Below are 17,436 nucleotides of genomic sequence, written 5' to 3' on the forward strand. Positions count from 1 at the left end.
GCGCCGCCTCCCTATGTCACGGCCGGCGCCCGGCCTGCTCCCTGCTCGCCGATGGGCAGTCGACGGCGGGCGCTCGGCCAGGAAGCACGCGGCGAAAGGAGGCTCCGGCTCGGCGAAGGGGGCCGGGCTCGGTGACGAGCACCCGGCGAACGGGTCTCGGTGCCCGAGCCGACGACCGCACCAGCACCAGGAGCACCACCGGCACCCACCATCGCACTGCTTCACGCCACCAGCACCACCAGCACCACTCCGCACCACCAGAACCACCCCGCACCACCGCAGCCCAGCCCCGAGGAGCCGTCTTGAACGCCACCCCCACCCCCGACGGCCGCTCCGGAGGCCCCGAGGAACCAGGCGACTCGGGCCACCAGCCCGCCTCCGTCCCGCTCGCCGAGTCGGTTCCCCAGCAGAAGCGCCGGACGCCGAGCCCCACACAGCCCGGCGCCCCCGGCACTCCCGGCCTCGACCCGCTGGACGATCCGGACCCCCGCACCGCCGCCCAGGCGGCCGCGGTCGACAACCTCCTGCGCTGCTGGGTCCGGGAGACCAACCTCACCGCCCCCACCACCGGCACCCTCGGCATCCCGCTGCCGGGCAGCGGGACCGCGCTGCTCGCACCGGTCCACCACTGGTCCCCGACCGGCTGGCACCGCTTCGGGCCTCCTCGCCTCGCCGGCTCGCCCGAAGCCGCCCCGCCCGTCGACGCCGTCACCCTCGCGGCCCTGCTCGCCAGGGAGACTCCTGGCCACACGGACGGCACCGGGCAGGTCCATGGCCCCAGGCCCGTTCCCGCACAGGGCGTACCCGTCCAGGGCGGGGGCTCCCAGGCCGGCTCCGCCGCGGACACCAGCGCCCAGGCCACCCCCGCCGCCGACTCCAATGACGGCTCCGCCGCCGACGTCCGTGCCGTTGACGGCTCCGTTCCCGACACCCCCGTCCACGACGGCGCGGATCTGGTCGCCAGGGTGGCCGACTCCCTGCGCCGCACCGCGGCCTTCATCCGCGACCGGCGCGCACGCCCGGCCGACGGACCCGACCTCTTCCTCGCCGCCGAACAGGCCCTCCTCCTCGGCCACCCCCTGCACCCGACGCCGAAAAGCAGGGAAGGTCTGACCGACGCGGAGGCCCGGCTGTACTCACCCGAGCTGCGCGGCTCCTTCCCGCTGCACTGGATGGCCGTCACCCCCGCCCTGCTCAGGACCGACTCGGCCTGGACCGAACGCGGCCGGCCGCTGCCCGCCCTTGAGCTCACCCGGCGCCTCGCCGGAACCGGGCTGTCCCTGCCCGACGGACACGCCGTCCTCCCCCTGCACCCCTGGCAGGCGCGCGAAGTCCGGCACCGCCCCGCGATCGCCGCCCTGCTCGACTCCGGCGAGCTGCGCGACCTGGGCCCGCTCGGCGCGCCCTGGCACCCCACCTCTTCCGTGCGCACCGTCCACCGGACCGGCGCACCCGCGATGCTGAAGCTGTCGCTGGGCCTGCGCATCACCAACTCCCGGCGCGAGAACCTGCGCAAGGAACTCCATCGCGGCGTCGAGGTGCACCGGCTGCTGCGCGGTGGCCTGGCGAAGCAGTGGCAGGCCGTACACCCCGGCTTCGACATCGTCCGCGACCCGGCCTGGCTCGCCGTCGACGGCCCCGACGGCCGCCCCCTGCCCGGCCTCGACGTCGTGATCAGGCACAACCCGTTCACCCCGGCCGACGACGTCAACTGCGTCGCCGGACTCGTCTCGCCCAGGCCGCTCGCCGAACCCGGCCCCCACGCCTCGCCGGCAGCGCCGGGCGGCGCCTGCCGCCAGGGGTCCCGGCTGGCGCAGCTCCTCACACGGCTCGCCGCCCGCACCGGCCGGCCCGTCGGAGCCGTCGCCGCGGAGTGGTTCCTGCGCTACCTCGAACAGGTCGTACGGCCCGTGCTCTGGCTGGACAGCGAGGCCGGCATCGCCCTCGAAGCCCACCAGCAGAACACGCTGCTCCTGCTCGACCCGGACGGCTGGCCCGCCGGCGGCCGCTACCGCGACAACCAGGGCTACTACTTCCGCGAGTCCCGGCGGCACGAGCTCGACGCGCGGCTGCCCGGCATCGGTGAACACAGCGACACGTTCGTCTCCGACGAGGTCACCGACGAACGCTTCGCCTACTACCTCGCCGTCAACAACGTGTTCGGGCTGATCGGCGCGTTCGGCTCCCAGGGGCTCGCCGACGAGCGGCTGCTTCTCGCGGCGTTCCGCGGCTTCCTCACCGACGTCGTCTCGGGACCCGCCCCGCTGCGCACCCCGCTGCCCGCCCTCCTGCTCGACTCACCGGTCCTGCGGTGCAAGGCCAACCTGCTGACCCGGCTGCACGGCCTGGACGAACTCGTCGGCCCCGTCGACACCCAGTCCGTATACGTCACCATCGCCAACCCGCTGCACTGCTGAGCACGCCCGGCACTGCCGAGCACCCCGCACCGCACCGTCTTCCGCCGTCGCCGAGGACCATGACCCCCTTCGTCTCCCGAGAGGAGCGCACCGTGCCTTCCACCGACGCGAGCGCCGGCACCGGCCCCTTCTCCGTCCCCCTCCGTCCGGGCCCCTCCCGTCCCTGGGACCCCGACGGCACGCAAGCCTCCGACGGCACGCGAACCCCGGCCGGCCCGCGAGCCTCCGACGGCACGCAAGGCCCGGACGGCACGGGCGCCCTCGACGGCACGCGAAGCACCGTCGCCACCGGCGACAAGGATGCCGACAGCGGTGGAGCCCTGAGGACAGCGGGGGACACCGCGACCTTCGGCGACGGCGAGGACACGCTGGACCTGAGACTGCCCGCCGAGTTCATCGCGCTCTTCGGCTCCGCCCCGGCCGGCCGGAGCGGGGACCGCCTTGCCGGGAGCCGGGACGACCTGCTCGACCATGTCGCCGCATGGGGACCGGCCGCGACCCCCGTGGGCCGGTTCCAGCTGGTTCCGGTACGCGTCGATCAGGACCTGCCGCTGGTCCACCGCTGGATGAACGACCCCGCCGTCTCCTCCTTCTGGGAGCTGGCCGGACCCCACGACCGGACGGAGCGCCACCTGCGCGCCCAGCTCGACGGCGACGGGCGCAGCGTGCCCTGCCTGGGTGTGCTGGACGGCACCCCCATGAGCTACTGGGAGATCTACCGTGCGGACCTGGACCCGCTCGCCCGCCACTATCCGGCGCGGCCGCACGACACCGGGATCCACGTACTCATCGGCGATGCCGGCGACCGGGCGCGGGGCCTTGGGTCCGCGCTGCTCAGAGCCGTGGCCGAGCTGATCCTCGACCGCCGCCCCACCTGTGCCCGGGTCCTCGCGGAGCCCGATCTCCGCAACGCTCCCTCCGTGGCCGCCTTCCTGAGCGCCGGCTTCCGGTGCGCGGCCGAGGTCGACCTGCCCGCCAAGCGGGCCGCCCTCATGATCCGGGACCGGGTGCGGCGCGGCCTGACGTAGCGCACCCACCCACGGAGAAGGACGAGAGGAAGATCGTGATCGCCCGTTTGTCAGTGCCGGGCCGTAGGGTGGTCGGGCTATGACGAAGCCCTCACTCCCCGAACTCCTCCACGCCGCTGTCGCAGCCGTCGGCGGTACGGAGCGCCCCGGCCAGGTGACCATGGCCGAAGCGGTCGCCGAAGCGATCGACGACGGATCCCACCTGCTGGTCCAGGCCGGCACCGGCACCGGAAAGTCGCTGGGCTACCTCGTGCCCGCACTCGCCCACGGGGAGCGGGTGATCGTCGCCACGGCCACGCTCGCACTGCAACGACAGCTGGTGGAACGCGACCTGCCCCGCACCGTCGAGGCCCTGCATCCGCTGCTGCGCCGGCGCCCGGATTTCGCCATGCTCAAGGGCAGGTCGAACTACCTGTGCCTGCACCGCCTGCACGAGGGAATGCCGCAGGACGAGGAGGACGGCCTCTTCGACCAGTTCGAGGCCGCCGCGCCCACCAGCAAGCTGGGCCAGGACCTGCTCCGTCTGCGGGACTGGGCCGACGAGACCGAGACCGGCGACCGCGACGGCCTCACGCCGGGTGTCTCCGACCGCGCCTGGGCCCAGGTGTCGGTGTCCTCCCGGGAGTGCCTGGGGGCGTCGAAGTGCGCCTACGGCGCCGAGTGCTTCGCGGAGATGGCCCGCGAGCGCGCCAAGCTCGCCGAGGTCGTCGTCACGAACCACGCGCTCCTCGCCATCGACGCGATCGAGGGCGCCCCCGTGCTGCCCCAGCACGAGGTCCTGATCGTGGACGAGGCGCACGAGCTGGTCTCCCGTGTCACCGGCGTCGCCACCGGCGAGCTCACACCCGGCCAGGTCAACCGCGCCGTCCGCCGGGCGGCCAAGCTCGTCAACGAGAAGGCCGCCGACCAGCTCCAGACCGCCGCCGAGGGCTTCGAGCGGGTGATGGAGCTGGCGCTGCCGGGCCGCCTCGAGGAGATCCCCGAGGACCTCGGCTACGCCCTGATGGCACTGCGGGACGCCGCCCGTGCGGTGATCACCGCGATCGGCTCGACCCGCGACAAGTCCGTCCAGGACGAGGACGCGGTGCGCAAGCAGGCGCTGGCCTCGGTGGAGACGGTGCACGACGTGGCCGAGCGGGTGGCGAACGGCTCCGAATGGGACGTCGTCTGGTACGAGCGCCACGACCGTTTCGGCGCCTCCCTGTGTGTCGCTCCCATGTCCGTCTCCGGGCTGCTGCGGGAGAAGCTGTTCGCGGACCGCAGCGTCGTCCTCACCTCGGCGACGCTCAAGCTGGGCGGCGACTTCAACGGCGTCGGCGCATCCCTGGGACTGGGGCCCGAGGGTGCCGCGGGCGATGACCTGCCCCAGTGGAAGGGCGTGGACGTCGGTTCCCCCTTCGACTACCGCAAGCAGGGCATCCTGTACGTCGCCAAGCACCTCGCGCGTCCCGCGAGGGACGGCGAGCGCACCGACATGCTCGACGAGCTGACCGAGCTGATCCAGGCCGCCGGCGGCCGCACCCTCGGACTCTTCTCCTCCATGCGGGCGGCCCAGCTCGCCGCGGAGGAGCTGCGCACACGGATTCCCGAGTTCCCGATCCTGCTCCAGGGCGAGGAGACCCTCGGCGAGCTGATCAAGAACTTCGCGGCCGACCCCAGGACCTGTCTGTTCGGCACGCTGTCGCTGTGGCAGGGCGTCGACGTCCCGGGGCCCAGCTGCCAGCTCGTCGTCATGGACAAGATCCCGTTCCCGCGTCCCGACGACCCGCTGATGAGCGCCCGCCAGAAGGCGGTGGAGGAAGCGGGCGGCAACGGCTTCATGGCGGTGGCCGCGACCCACGCCGCCCTGCTCATGGCCCAGGGCGCCGGCCGTCTGGTGCGCGCCTCCGGGGACCGCGGTGTGGTCGCGATCCTGGACCAGCGGCTCGCGACCGCTCGGTACGGCGGCTACCTCAAGGCCTCGCTGCCCGACTTCTGGTACACCACGGACCGCAACCAGGTGCGCAGGTCGCTCGCGGCGATCGACACGGCGGCCAAGGAGACGGAAGCCGGCTGAGGCACCCGCGCGGCCGGACGCGATGCGCCCGCGCCGGACGTGAAGTGCCCAGGCGGCCGGATGTACGGCGAACGCACAGGGCCCCGGAACCGGCGCAGGGGTTCCGGGGCCCGGTCAGGGGGAGGGGCCGCAGGCCCCGTCCGCCGCGGCCGTCAGACGCGCCGCAGCACGGCGACGACCTTGCCCAGGATGGTCGCGTCGTCGCCGGGGATCGGCTCGTAGGCCGAGTTGTGCGGGAGGAGCCAGACGTGGCCGTCCTCGCGCTTGAAGCGCTTGACGGTGGCCTCACCGTCGAGCATGGCGGCCACGATGTCGCCGTTCTCGGCGACCGGCTGGCGGCGGACGGTGACCCAGTCGCCGTCGCAGATGGCGGCCTCGATCATGGAGTCGCCGACGACCTTCAGGACGAACAGCTCGCCGTCGCCGACGAGCTGCCGGGGCAGCGGGAACACGTCCTCGACCGACTCCTCGGCGAGGATCGGGCCACCGGCGGCGATACGGCCGACCAGGGGGACGTACGACGCGGCGGGCTTGCCGGCGGTGTCCGTGGGCTGCACGGTCACGGCCTGGTCGGAACCGCGGACCTCGTACGCCCGCGGGCGGTGCGGGTCACGGCGCAGGAAGCCCTTGCGCTCCAGGGCCATGAGCTGGTGTGCGACCGAAGAGGTGCTGGAGAGACCGACGGCCTGGCCGATCTCGCGCATCGACGGCGGGTAGCCGCGCCGCTGCACGGAGTCCCTGATGACCTCGATCACCCGGCGCTGCCGGTCGGTGAGGCCCGAGCTGTCCGCCCGGATGCCTGGAGGTCGGCCCGGCAGGGAGCGCTTGTGCCCCTCGGGATTCGTGGCTTCGTTCATCGCATGTACCGGCTCGACTCGGCCCTGGGAGCGGTCCTGGGCAGTGATGGTGGCACTGTCTGCGGTGGTGGTCACGTCGGCCCCTCTCGATGGTCTCCCTGCTGCACAACGGTAGTTGCTTTCGAAAGGTTGCGCCAAACACACGTTCGAGTGAAAAAGTGCGATTCACCTGTCGCGATCATGTGTCCGGGTGTATGGCTAACGCGACCCCTGGCGGGCAAAAGCACCCATTGTTGTACTCTTCACCGCCGGGGTGGATCACCTCGTGGGTTGCTGCCCCAGTCTGCCATCCGGAATCCCGTCGACCGGGCTGCCGGACCCTTCTGTGCCGGAGTCCTACGCGTCCTCCGTGCGGCGCCCACGGTATCTCCGTAAATGCCCCGGCGATACGGCCGCGCGCCCGCGTGTTGTCCGACGTGTGCGCGGACGGATGCCGGGCAGACGGTCCGCGGACGTGCGCGGCCGTTTCCCTCGTCGTCGCGCTGCGACACGCTGCTCTGCCTCGGTGTATGCGCCGATCCCCACATCTAGTGGTTGGATGGCTACACCGACCCACAAGTTGTGGTTTTCGGGGGGACCCGGGTCTTCGAGCCCGCCGCGATCGCCTATGCTTAGGGCTGCTTCGAGGGGCCTGTGTGGTCCGGCGAGGCTGTTGAGTCTGCTGTGAGGAGGGTTGGAGAACATGCACTGCCCCTTCTGCAGGCACCCCGACAGCCGTGTGGTCGACAGTCGTACGACCGACGACGGCACGTCGATCCGCAGGCGCCGCCAGTGCCCCGACTGCTCCCGTCGTTTCACGACCGTGGAGACGTGCTCGCTCATGGTGGTGAAGCGGTCCGGGGTAACCGAGCCGTTCAGCCGTACCAAGGTCATCAACGGCGTGCGCAAGGCATGCCAGGGACGGCCTGTCACGGAGGACGCCCTCGCCCAGCTCGGCCAGCGGGTCGAGGAGGCGGTGCGGGCCACCGGGAGCGCCGAGCTGACCACCCATGACGTGGGTCTGGCCATACTCGGCCCGTTGCAGGAGCTCGACCTCGTCGCATTTCTGCGGTTCGCCTCCGTCTACCGGGCCTTCGACTCGCTCGAGGACTTCGAGGCCGCCATCGCGGAGCTGAGGGAAGGCGGGCGGTGCCCCGCCGCGGACGACGAGGACGCGGGACCGGGGAGCCAGGAGGACGACCGCGGGCGCGGGGGGACCACTCAGGTCCCCGTGCCCGCCCACGCCGCCGACTGACCGGCGGGCCGGAAACCGGACGGAGACCCGGGTTCCGGCCGGGAGGCGGCGATCCAGGACCTGTTGCGGGCGGCAGCGTGAGGGAGCCCGCAGCACAAGACAGAACACCGTGTCACGGGAACAACGTGGCACTTCAGGGCGTTTTCGCCCGAACAGGGAGGCGGCATGACAGAGACGGCGAGCGGTCCGGCACGAGGTTCCCGAGCCAAGGGCACCAAGGCCAGCAAGGGCCTGCGTATCGAGCGCATCCACACCACCCCCGGCGTGCACCCGTACGACGAGGTGGCCTGGGAGCGCCGTGACGTCGTCATGACCAACTGGCGCGACGGCTCGGTCAACTTCGAGCAGCGTGGCGTCGAGTTCCCCGACTTCTGGTCGGTGAACGCGGTCAACATCGTCACCAGCAAGTACTTCCGCGGTGCCGTGGGCACCCCGCAGCGTGAGGTCAGCCTCAGGCAGCTGATCGACCGCATCGTGAAGACGTACCGGAAGGCCGGCGAGGACCACAAGTACTTCGCGTCCCCCGCCGACGCCGAGATCTTCGAGCACGAGCTGGCGTACGCCCTCCTGCAACAGATCTTCAGCTTCAACAGCCCCGTCTGGTTCAACGTCGGCACCCCGCAGCCCCAGCAGGTCTCGGCGTGCTTCATCCTGTCCGTCGACGACTCCATGGAGTCGATCCTCGACTGGTACAAGGAAGAGGGGATGATCTTCAAGGGCGGCTCCGGCGCCGGCCTGAACCTCTCCCGCATCCGGTCCTCCAAGGAGCTGCTCTCCTCGGGCGGCAACGCCTCCGGCCCGGTTTCCTTCATGCGCGGTGCCGACGCCTCCGCCGGCACCATCAAGTCCGGTGGCGCCACCCGCCGCGCCGCCAAGATGGTCGTGCTCGACGTCGACCACCCCGACATCGAGGACTTCATCCAGACGAAGGTCAGCGAGGAGGAGAAGATCCGCGTCCTGCGTGACGCGGGCTTCGACATGGACCTGGGCGGCGACGACATCACGTCCGTCCAGTACCAGAACGCCAACAACTCGGTCCGCGTGAACGACGAGTTCATGTCCGCGGTCGAGAAGGGCGGCAACTTCGGCCTGCGTGCCCGTATGACCGGTGAGGTCATCGAGGAGGTCGACGCCAAGGCGCTCTTCCGCAAGATCGCCGAGGCCGCCTGGGCCTGCGCCGACCCGGGCATCCAGTACGACGACACCATCAACAACTGGCACACCTGCCCCGAGTCCGGCCGGATCACCGCGTCGAACCCGTGCAGCGAGTACATGCACCTGGACAACACGTCCTGCAACCTGGCCTCGCTGAACCTGATGAAGTTTCTCAAGGACGACGGCAAGGGCACCCAGTCCTTCGAGACCGAGCGCTTCCAGAAGGTCGTCGAGCTGGTCATCACCGCGATGGACATCTCGATCTGCTTCGCGGACTTCCCGACCCAGAAGATCGGCGAGAACACCCGCGCGTTCCGCCAGCTCGGCATCGGCTACGCCAACCTCGGCGCCCTGCTGATGGCCACCGGCCACGCGTACGACTCGGACGGCGGCCGCTCCCTGGCCGGTGCCATCACCTCCCTGATGACGGGTACGGCCTACCGCCGTTCCGCCGAACTCGCCGCGGTCGTCGGCCCCTACGACGGCTACGCCCGCAACGCCGACGCCCACAAGCGCGTCATGAAGCAGCACTCCGACGCCAACGGCACGGCCGTCCGGATGGACGACCTGGACACCCCGGTGTGGGCCGCGGCGACCGAGGCCTGGCAGGACGTGCTGCGCGTCGGGGAGCAGAACGGTTTCCGTAACTCCCAGGCGTCCGTCCTCGCCCCGACCGGCACCATCGGTCTGGCGATGTCCTGCGACACCACCGGTGTCGAGCCGGACCTCGCGCTGGTGAAGTTCAAGAAGCTCGTCGGCGGCGGCTCCATGCAGATCGTCAACGGCACCGTCCCGCAGGCCCTGCGCCGCCTGGGCTACCAGGAGGAGCAGATCGAGGCGGTCGTCGCCCACATCGCCGACAACGGCAATGTGATCGACGCCCCGGGCCTCAAGCCCGAGCACTACGAGGTGTTCGACTGCGCCATGGGCGAGCGCGCCATCTCCCCGATGGGCCACGTCCGCATGATGGCCGCGATCCAGCCCTGGATCTCCGGTGCCATCTCCAAGACGGTCAACATGCCGGAGACGGCGACCGTCGAGGAGGTCGAGGAGATCTACTACGAGGCCTGGAAGCTCGGCGTCAAGGCGCTCGCGATCTACCGCGACAACTGCAAGGTCGGCCAGCCGCTCTCCGCCAAGAAGAAGGAGGACGAGAAGGCCGAGATCACCGAGAAGACAGAGGACACGATCCGTGCCGCGGTCGAGAAGGTGGTCGAGTACCGCCCCGTCCGCAAGCGCCTCCCGAAGGGCCGTCCCGGCATCACCACGTCGTTCACCGTCGGCGGCGCCGAGGGTTACATGACCGCCAACTCCTACCCGGACGACGGTCTCGGCGAGGTCTTCCTGAAGATGTCCAAGCAGGGCTCGACCCTCGCGGGCATGATGGACGCCTTCTCCATCGCGGTCTCCGTCGGCCTCCAGTACGGCGTGCCCCTGGAGACGTACGTCTCGAAGTTCACCAACATGCGCTTCGAGCCGGCCGGCATGACGGACGACCCGGACGTGCGGATGGCGCAGTCGATCGTCGACTACATCTTCCGCCGCCTGGCGCTGGACTTCCTGCCCTTCGAGACCCGCTCCGCCCTCGGCATCCACTCCGCCGAGGAGCGTCAGCGCCACCTGGAGACGGGCTCCTACGAGCAGTCCATGGAGGAGGACGAGGTCGACGTCGAGGGTCTGGCCCAGTCGGCGCCCCGCGCCCAGGAGCTGAAGGCCGTCGCCGCGCCGAAGGCCGAGGCCGAGGTGGCCAAGCCCGCCCCGAAGCAGGCGCACACCAGCGCCGAGCTGGTGGAGATGCAGCTGGGCATCCAGGCCGACGCCCCGCTGTGCTTCTCCTGCGGCACGAGGATGCAGCGGGCCGGTTCCTGCTACATCTGCGAGGGCTGCGGCTCGACCAGCGGCTGCAGCTGATGACACGCGGTAACTGAGGTAAGGGGCGTCGGCAATGGGTCGGCGCCCCTTACTCATGGGGGTACGCGAGGGACTCGACGGCGGTGCTGCCGAAGGGCCCTCCTCGTGCCCGGCCCGCGCCCTACCCTGTGGTCATGGCCATGACGCACAGGTACGCCGTCGACATCCGCGACCTCCCCGCGGCCGACCGGGCGGCGGCCCTCGGTGCCCTGTGCGACGATCTCCGCTCGCCCGATCCCGCGGTGCGCGACGACGGCGCCTACCTCACGGCGGTCCGCTGGACACCCTCGCTCAGCCCCGGCGAGCGGGGCCGGCTCGGGGACCGGATGACCGTGCACCTGGCGGACCACGCCGTACAGGCCCGCAGCTTCGCGCCGCTCGTCCTCGCCCGGCTCGTCGAGACCGGCGACTGGCGACCGGGGTGGTGGACCGCCTTCGCCCGCTGGTACCCCGCCGAGACCGACCTGCGCGGCCACGACCCGGTCCTCGGCTGGGTGCACGCCGCCGCCCACGGAGCCGATCTCCTGGCGGTGCTCGCCCGGCACCCCGGCCAGCCGCCGCAGCCGCTCGCCGAGTTGGCCACCGCCCGGCTGCTGGCGCCCACCGACCACCTCTTCGACGCCCAGGAGGACGACCGCATCGCCTACGCGCTCGCCCGAATCCTCGGCCACCCGGACCTCACCGAGGCCGACTCGGTGCGCTGGCTGGCCCCGGTCGCCGCGGCCTTCAGGACCGGAGAGCCCGGCCCGGTGCCCGCCTGGGCCTCCAACACCATGCGCACGCTGCGGATGCTCTACGTCCTGGCCGACCGCGGCGTGAGCAGGCGGAACACGGACGAGCCGGCCCGCCCGCTCACCCACCGCGCGGCCGTGCTGGAGGGGCTGGCACGGACACTGGCGATCGTCGCCCCCTACACGGGCTGACGGTCAGGACCGGCGCGCCCTGACGGTCAGGACCGGCGCGCCCTGCCCATGACCCGGGTGAAGTCGGCCGGGTCCTCGTCGAAGCCGTGCACACCGGGCCGGAAGGTCCACCCGCCGGACTCGTCCCGCGCGAACTCCCCGATCGTGGCCGCCGTGGCGTCGCCGACCGAGCCGAACTCGTCCTCCGCGAGCACGGTGTACCCCTCGCGGATGCGCATGGCCGGATTCAGCACGCCGTCGAAGGTCCTGTCCCCGGAACGCTGCTGGATGACGACGCCCACGACCACGCGCGCGTACCGGCTGTCGAGCCGGTCGAGCTCCAGCGTCATGACCTCGTCCCAGCCGAATCCCCGGCCGTCCGTGCTGTCCCGGTCGAGGAAGATCGTGCCGTCCGGCGAGCGGCTGTCGAAGTGCACCAGATAGGCCGGTGACCCGTACGGGTCCGCCGACACAAAGGTCGCGGCGACGATGTCGAGATCGGTGGGCGGCTGACCCGCCGGACTGGGGTCCCACTTCAGGGCGACCTCGACCTTGCGGATTCCCTTGCTGAAGCCAGGCACCGGGCGTTCCCTTCCCCCTGCGGGTCTGTCCCCCAACTCCCGTGGAGTCGGGGCTGCTTGCTCATCGTGCCACGTGCGCGGGGGCGCATGCGCGGGCGATCTCCGCCGGAGCGTGACCGACGCCACGCCCGGTGGCCGTACGATGGCGCGGTGCTGGTCAAGTGGATTCGCTGCACCGTGGTGGACCGCCGCGGCTTCGAGCGGGGGCAGCGGAAATGGGCGGGGCTTCCGGGGGAGCCGGGTTTTCGGGGACAGGGCGGAGGCTGGAGCCGGCAGCGGCCCGGAGTGGCGCACGTGTTCGCCTTCTGGGAGAGCCGCGCCTTCTACGACTCCTTCATGGCCCGTTCGCACGACCGTCTGGCCGCCGCCCAGGCCGGCACCTTCAAGGACGCCCAGGTCAAGCTGTTCGAATACCGCTTCGATGTGAAGACCGGCTTCGAGCCGCGGTTCACCGACGCGGACCTGATCCGCGTGGCCCTGTGCCGGGTGCACGAGGAGCGCGTCGAGCACTTCACCCTCATGCAGGAGAAGGTCTGGAATCCCGCGATGGCCGGCTCGCCCGGCATGATCCGGGGCATGTTCGGCGAGGCACCCTCGCACGAGTTCATGGTGCTCTCCATGTGGCGGTCGGCGGCCGAGCACGGCAAGTACCGCACCGAGCGGGTGGAGCGCCTGGCCCTGCGCGCCCAGACGGAGGCGGACATCGCGGCCCTCACCGGTGACATCGTGGAGATGGAGCCCTCCTGGACGGTCTGAGGCCCTGGGGGCCGCGGCCCCCGGACACCCTGAGCCGGCGGCACCGGGGGCGGCCCGGCGACCGCGTAGGCGAGTGGATTTGTGTGACCTACGCCGTATGAGCCCGCCTGAGTGCTCGATCGCTCCTCGGCCGAACTAGGGTTTTGGCATGGCACGACCACGGCGCATCGTCCTTGTCCGGCACGGCGAGTCGACGGGCAATGTTGATGACTCCGTCTACGAGCGGGAGCCCGACCACGCTCTCGCCCTGACCGAACGCGGCTGGCGGCAGGCCGAGGAGACCGGAAAGACGCTCCGGGAGGTGTTCGGCCGGGAGCCCGTGAGCGTGTACGTCTCCCCGTACCGCCGCACCCTCGAGACCCTGCGCGCCTTCCACCTCGATCCCGACCTCATACGCGTGCGCGAGGAACCCCGGCTGCGCGAGCAGGACTGGGGCAACTGGCAGGACCGCGACGACGTGCGCCTGCAAAAGGCGTACCGGGACGCCTACGGCCACTTCTTCTTCCGGTTCCCGCAGGGCGAGTCGGGCGCCGACGTCTACGACCGGGTCGGGGGCTTCCTGGAGAGCCTCTTCCGCAGCTTCGAGGCCCCCGACCACCCGCCGAACGTGCTCCTGGTGACGCACGGACTCGCGATGCGGCTGTTCTGCATGCGCTGGTTCCACTGGACGGTCGCGGAATTCGAGTCGCTGTCGAACCCCGGGAACGCCGAGATGCGGATGCTCGTTCTCGCAGAGGACGGCCGGTACGCCCTCGACCGGCCCTTCGAGCGCTGGCGAGACCCGGTGCCGTACTGGGGCAACGGATAGAGTGGCAGTGCGATGACCGCTGACACCTCTTCTCTCGGGCGCCTGGAGCGGGCGCTGGCCAGCCTGCGCGGACTTGCGGTGGGAGACGCGCTGGGCTCGCAGTTCTTCGTCCCGGCGAACTACCCGCTGCTCAAGCGCCGCGAGCTTCCCGAAGGCTCCTGGCAATGGACGGACGACACGGAGATGGCCTGCTCCGTGGTGGCCGTCCTGGCCGCCCACCAGCGCCTGGACCAGGACGCGCTCGCCCGCTCCTTCGCCGAGCACCACGACTTCGACCGGGGGTACGGCCCCGCCGTCAACCGGCTGCTCCGCCTCGTCCGGGAAGGCCAGGACTGGCGCGAGCTGGCCGCGGGCCTGTTCAACGGACAGGGTTCCTGGGGCAACGGCGCGGCCATGCGCATCGCACCCCTGGGCGCCTGGTACGCGGACGATCCGGAGCAGGCGACCCACCAGGCGGAGATCTCCGCCTACCCCACGCACCAGCACCGCGAGGCCGTGGTCGGCGCGATGGCCGTGGCGGCCGCGGCCGCGCTGGCCGCCGCACCGGACGGGCCGCCCAGCCCGGAGGCGCTGCTCGACGGCGTCGTCGCCCTCGTGCCCAAGAGCGCGGTCGGCGCGGGGCTGCGCCGCGCCCGGGACATGCTCGACTACGGCGACGCGGGGACGGTCGCGGCCGTTCTGGGCTGCGGCCGCCGCACCAGCGCCCACGACACCGTCCCCTTCGCCCTCTGGTCGGCCGCGCGCTCGCTCGGCGACTTCGAGCAGGCGTTCTGGGAGACCGCCCAGGTGGGCGGGGACGTGGACACGAACTGCGCGATCGTCGGTGGTGTGCTCGCGTCGGGCAAGGCGGGACCGCCCCCGGCGTCGTGGCTCGAACGGACCGAGGCACTGCCGGACTGGGTGCCTTCCGGACCCTGAGCGGGCTTCCTCTTCCCGGATCCTGCGGAACCTTCCCTCGTGAGCGGAAACTCTCCGTGCCGGTCGGGAACTCTCCGTGTTGGCGGCCCGTTGTCCCGACAGCCGTCGCCGGTCCGAGCCGAAGCGGGCTCGCTCCGGTCTGATGACGGTCCGGATGATCCGGGGGTCGGGGAGCGCGTTGGGGGGCGAGGGCGGTTGCGGGTCGTTGTCGTCGGGTGGGGCGTACCGGTCCTGCCGCTGATTGCGGGGGCCGTGGAGGTGGCTGCTGCCGTCACCGCCGGCCTCACCGTCGCCGCCGCCGCGGTCGCCGCGGTCGCGGTCGTCGCCGTCCTCACTGTCCTCACGGCGGTGCGGCCGGCCGGACCGTGGGGTGTGCCGCCTGCCGTGGGGCAGTGGTCCGGCCGGCCGCGACATGCCGTCGGTCTGGTCGATTCAGCCGATCCCCGGACCCGCCGTGCCCGCGAGGGCATCGAGGTCGCTCTTGCGGACCCTGATCACCAGCCACGCGGTGAGGAAGGCGAGCACGGCCATCGCGGCGGCCGGCACGAAGGCCACCGAGATGCCGTGGGCGAGCACGTCGTGCCCCCAGGGCGCGGGCAGTTGGTGCGTCTTGGCGAACTGCGCCTTCTGCTCCGGCGTCCCCTGCGCGAGGAACTTCGGCAGCTGTTTCTTCGCCTCGTCCGTGCTCGCGGTGCCGAAGACTGTGGTCAGGATGGACAGCCCCAGCGAACCGCCGACCTGCTGCGTGGCGTTGAGCAGCCCGGAGGCCGCGCCCGCCTCGTGCTGGGCGACCCCGGAGACTGCCGTGACGGTGGCTGTCACGAAGTTCAGGCCCATACCGAACCCGAACACCAGCATCGGGCCCAGCACCCCACCGACGTACGAGCTGTCCGGGCTGATGAAGGTCTGCCAGACCAGCCCGATCGTCACGAGGGTCGCGCCGGCCAGCACGAACGGCTTGGGGCCGAGCCTGGGCAGGAACCGCTGCGAGAGACCCGCACCGAGCGCGATCACGAACGTGACGGGCAGGAAGGCCAGACCGGCCTTGATCGGGCTGTACCCGAGCACGTTCTGGACGAACAGCACAATGTAGAAGAACATCCCGAACATCGCCGCCGCCAGGCTCAGCATGATCACATACGTGCCCGAGCGGTTGCGGTCGGCGAACATCCTGAGCGGGGTGATGGGTTCCCTCGCCCGCAGCTCGGTGAGGACGAAGGCCACCAGCAGTACCACCGCGGCGGCGAACGAGCCGATGGTGAGCCCGTCCCGCCAGCCGTCCTCCGACGCCCGGATGAACCCGTACACCAGCGTCGCCATGCCGGCCGTCGACGTGAGCGCACCGGCGATGTCGAACCGGCCAGGGTGCCGCTCGGACTCGGTGATGTACAGGGGCGCGAGCGAGGCGATCAGCAGGCCGATGGGCACGTTGACGAAGAACACCCACCGCCAGTCGAGCCAGTCGGTCAGCATGCCTCCCGCGAGGAGGCCGATGGCGCCGCCACCCGCGGACACCGCGGCGAACACGCCGAACGCCCGGTTGCGTTCGGGGCCCTCCGGGAAGGTGGTGGTGATCAGGGCCAGCGAGGTGGGCGAGGCGATCGCCCCTCCCACACCCTGCAGGGCGCGAGCCGCCAGCAGTTGCCAGGGTTCCTGGGCGAGGCCACCCAGCAGCGAGGCGAAGGTGAACAGCAGGATGCCGGTGATGAACACCCGGCGCCGGCCGAGGATGTCACCGGCCCGCGCGCCGAGCAGCAGCAGACCGCCGAACGTGAGCGTGTAGGCGCTCACCACCCAAGTGAGGTCGGTCGTGCTGAACTTGAGCGCGTCTTGAATGTGCGGGAGCGCGATGTTCACAATCGTCGCGTCGAGCACCACCATGAGTTGGCAGGCGGCGATGACGGTCAGGGCGATGCCGGGATGCCCCTCCCGGCGGGCCGCGCCCGGTTCTGGCTTCCGAAGTAACTGAGAGGTTGTCACTATGGGTCCCCCACAAAGGCGTTAGTGAACGCTCGCGTTCACTGTCGCGTCAACGGTAGTGAGTCCCCAACAGTGAACGCAAGCGTTCACTCAATTCCGTGCCACGTACCGCGTCCCCCTCTGCTGCGACGTGGCGCGATCCCGCCCCGGAACACCCGCTTCCCTTTCATGCTGGAGAAACACGGATGGACACCTCGCGCTGGACGGCCGAACCTGCCCGGACGGCTTCCCCTCGTCGGCGCGGTGCGGTGCTCGAGCGCGCGATCCTGGACGCCGCTCTTGAGCAGCTCAGCACGGTCGGCTGGAAAGGGCTGACCATGGAGGGCGTCGCGACCGGCGCCCAGACCGGCAAGGCCGCCGTCTACCGCCGCTGGCCCTCCAAGGAGGATCTGGTCGCCGACGCGCTCGAAGCCGCTCTGCCCCCCGTCGGCGGAGTGCCGGATCTCGGGAGCGTCCGCGAGGATCTGCTGGCCCTGTGTCGTCGCGCACGCGACGCCATGTACTCGCGACCCGGTTTCGCACTGCGCGCCGTGATTCACGAATGCGATCCAGTGCAGGCCGAGCGCTTCCATGGCGTGATCTTCGACGGCGTGGTCGAGCCGACCATCCAGCAGCTGCGAGAGGTGGTGACCCGTGGAATAGAGAGAGGAGAGGTGCGCCCCGACGCCGCCAACGGTTACGTCTTCGACGCCATCCCGGCGATGATGATGTATCGATCGAAGATGTGCTCCAGCGAATGGAGTGACCAGGACCTGGAGGGGATGATCGACCACCTCATGATCCCCCTGCTCCGTCCGCACGGCGTCTGAGCCCGCCCGTCGGCCCCCGTCCTC

Annotated in this window: 13 protein-coding genes; 10 read left to right on the forward strand and 3 right to left on the reverse strand. The window is 71.1% G+C overall.

Going from position 1 to position 17,436, the window contains the following annotated elements; translation table 11 throughout:
* The first annotated feature begins 302 nt into the window (after nucleotides 1-302).
* The 3 genes from V7E45_RS01225 (at nucleotide 303) to V7E45_RS01235 (ending at nucleotide 5,501) form a co-directional block, all read left to right on the forward strand.
* Nucleotides 303-2,417 (forward strand): IucA/IucC family protein, encoded by a 2,115-nt coding sequence (locus V7E45_RS01225; protein WP_333772144.1) that lies wholly within the window; start codon nucleotides 303-305, stop codon nucleotides 2,415-2,417.
* 92 nt (nucleotides 2,418-2,509) lie between these two features.
* A complete protein-coding gene (locus tag V7E45_RS01230) occupies nucleotides 2,510-3,445 on the forward strand; it encodes a GNAT family N-acetyltransferase (RefSeq protein WP_443055892.1) in 936 nt (311 codons plus the stop codon).
* 79 nt (nucleotides 3,446-3,524) lie between these two features.
* Nucleotides 3,525-5,501: an ATP-dependent DNA helicase gene (locus V7E45_RS01235; protein ID WP_333772145.1), complete on the forward strand. Its 1,977-nt coding sequence runs from the start codon at nucleotides 3,525-3,527 to the stop codon at nucleotides 5,499-5,501.
* Between the two features lie 152 nt (nucleotides 5,502-5,653).
* Here V7E45_RS01235 and lexA read toward each other — a convergent pair whose 3' ends face one another.
* Nucleotides 5,654-6,433 carry a transcriptional repressor LexA gene (gene lexA, locus V7E45_RS01240; protein WP_333772146.1) on the reverse strand — a complete coding sequence of 260 codons (780 nt, stop codon included), beginning with the start codon at nucleotides 6,431-6,433 and terminating at the stop codon, nucleotides 5,654-5,656.
* A gap of 607 nt (nucleotides 6,434-7,040) precedes the next feature.
* Here lexA and nrdR point away from each other — a divergent pair.
* The 3 genes from nrdR (at nucleotide 7,041) to V7E45_RS01255 (ending at nucleotide 11,581) form a co-directional block, all read left to right on the forward strand.
* On the forward strand, nucleotides 7,041-7,592 hold the full coding sequence (gene nrdR, locus V7E45_RS01245) for a transcriptional regulator NrdR (RefSeq protein ID WP_333772147.1): 552 nt from the start codon (nucleotides 7,041-7,043) through the stop codon (nucleotides 7,590-7,592).
* 165 nt (nucleotides 7,593-7,757) lie between these two features.
* A complete protein-coding gene (locus V7E45_RS01250; RefSeq protein ID WP_333772148.1) occupies nucleotides 7,758-10,658 on the forward strand; it encodes a vitamin B12-dependent ribonucleotide reductase in 2,901 nt (966 codons plus the stop codon).
* Nucleotides 10,659-10,792: 134 nt separating this feature from the next.
* Nucleotides 10,793-11,581: a DUF2785 domain-containing protein gene (locus V7E45_RS01255; protein WP_333772149.1), complete on the forward strand. Its 789-nt coding sequence runs from the start codon at nucleotides 10,793-10,795 to the stop codon at nucleotides 11,579-11,581.
* 26 nt (nucleotides 11,582-11,607) lie between these two features.
* On the opposite strand, the gene V7E45_RS01260 is transcribed toward V7E45_RS01255, so the two are convergent.
* Nucleotides 11,608-12,141 carry a TerD family protein gene (locus tag V7E45_RS01260; protein ID WP_333772150.1) on the reverse strand — a complete coding sequence of 178 codons (534 nt, stop codon included), beginning with the start codon at nucleotides 12,139-12,141 and terminating at the stop codon, nucleotides 11,608-11,610.
* 150 nt (nucleotides 12,142-12,291) lie between these two features.
* Between V7E45_RS01260 and V7E45_RS01265 the strand changes: the two genes are divergently transcribed.
* The 3 genes from V7E45_RS01265 (at nucleotide 12,292) to V7E45_RS01275 (ending at nucleotide 14,623) form a co-directional block, all read left to right on the forward strand.
* The gene (locus V7E45_RS01265) at nucleotides 12,292-12,897 is read left to right on the forward strand and encodes a YdbC family protein (protein WP_333772151.1); all 606 of its coding nucleotides are present in this window, start codon (nucleotides 12,292-12,294) and stop codon (nucleotides 12,895-12,897) included.
* A 148-nt stretch (nucleotides 12,898-13,045) separates the two neighbouring features.
* The gene (locus V7E45_RS01270; RefSeq protein WP_333772152.1) at nucleotides 13,046-13,705 is read left to right on the forward strand and encodes a histidine phosphatase family protein; all 660 of its coding nucleotides are present in this window, start codon (nucleotides 13,046-13,048) and stop codon (nucleotides 13,703-13,705) included.
* Between the two features lie 12 nt (nucleotides 13,706-13,717).
* Complete coding sequence (locus V7E45_RS01275) at nucleotides 13,718-14,623, forward strand: ADP-ribosylglycohydrolase family protein (RefSeq protein WP_333772153.1); 906 nt, start codon at nucleotides 13,718-13,720, stop codon at nucleotides 14,621-14,623.
* A 432-nt stretch (nucleotides 14,624-15,055) separates the two neighbouring features.
* Here the strand turns inward: V7E45_RS01275 and V7E45_RS01280 are convergent, their stop codons facing one another.
* Nucleotides 15,056-16,603: an MFS transporter gene (locus V7E45_RS01280; RefSeq protein ID WP_333772154.1), complete on the reverse strand. Its 1,548-nt coding sequence runs from the start codon at nucleotides 16,601-16,603 to the stop codon at nucleotides 15,056-15,058.
* A 185-nt stretch (nucleotides 16,604-16,788) separates the two neighbouring features.
* Here V7E45_RS01280 and V7E45_RS01285 point away from each other — a divergent pair, with 185 nt between their 5' ends.
* Entirely contained in the window at nucleotides 16,789-17,412 is a 624-nt protein-coding gene (locus V7E45_RS01285) for a TetR/AcrR family transcriptional regulator (protein WP_333772155.1), read from the forward strand.
* Nucleotides 17,413-17,436: the final 24 nt, after the last annotated feature.

Origin of the sequence: Streptomyces sp. IBSBF 3136, assembly GCF_036815105.1 — a bacterium.
In the GTDB taxonomy this organism is placed as follows: Bacteria; Actinomycetota; Actinomycetes; order Streptomycetales; family Streptomycetaceae; genus Streptomyces.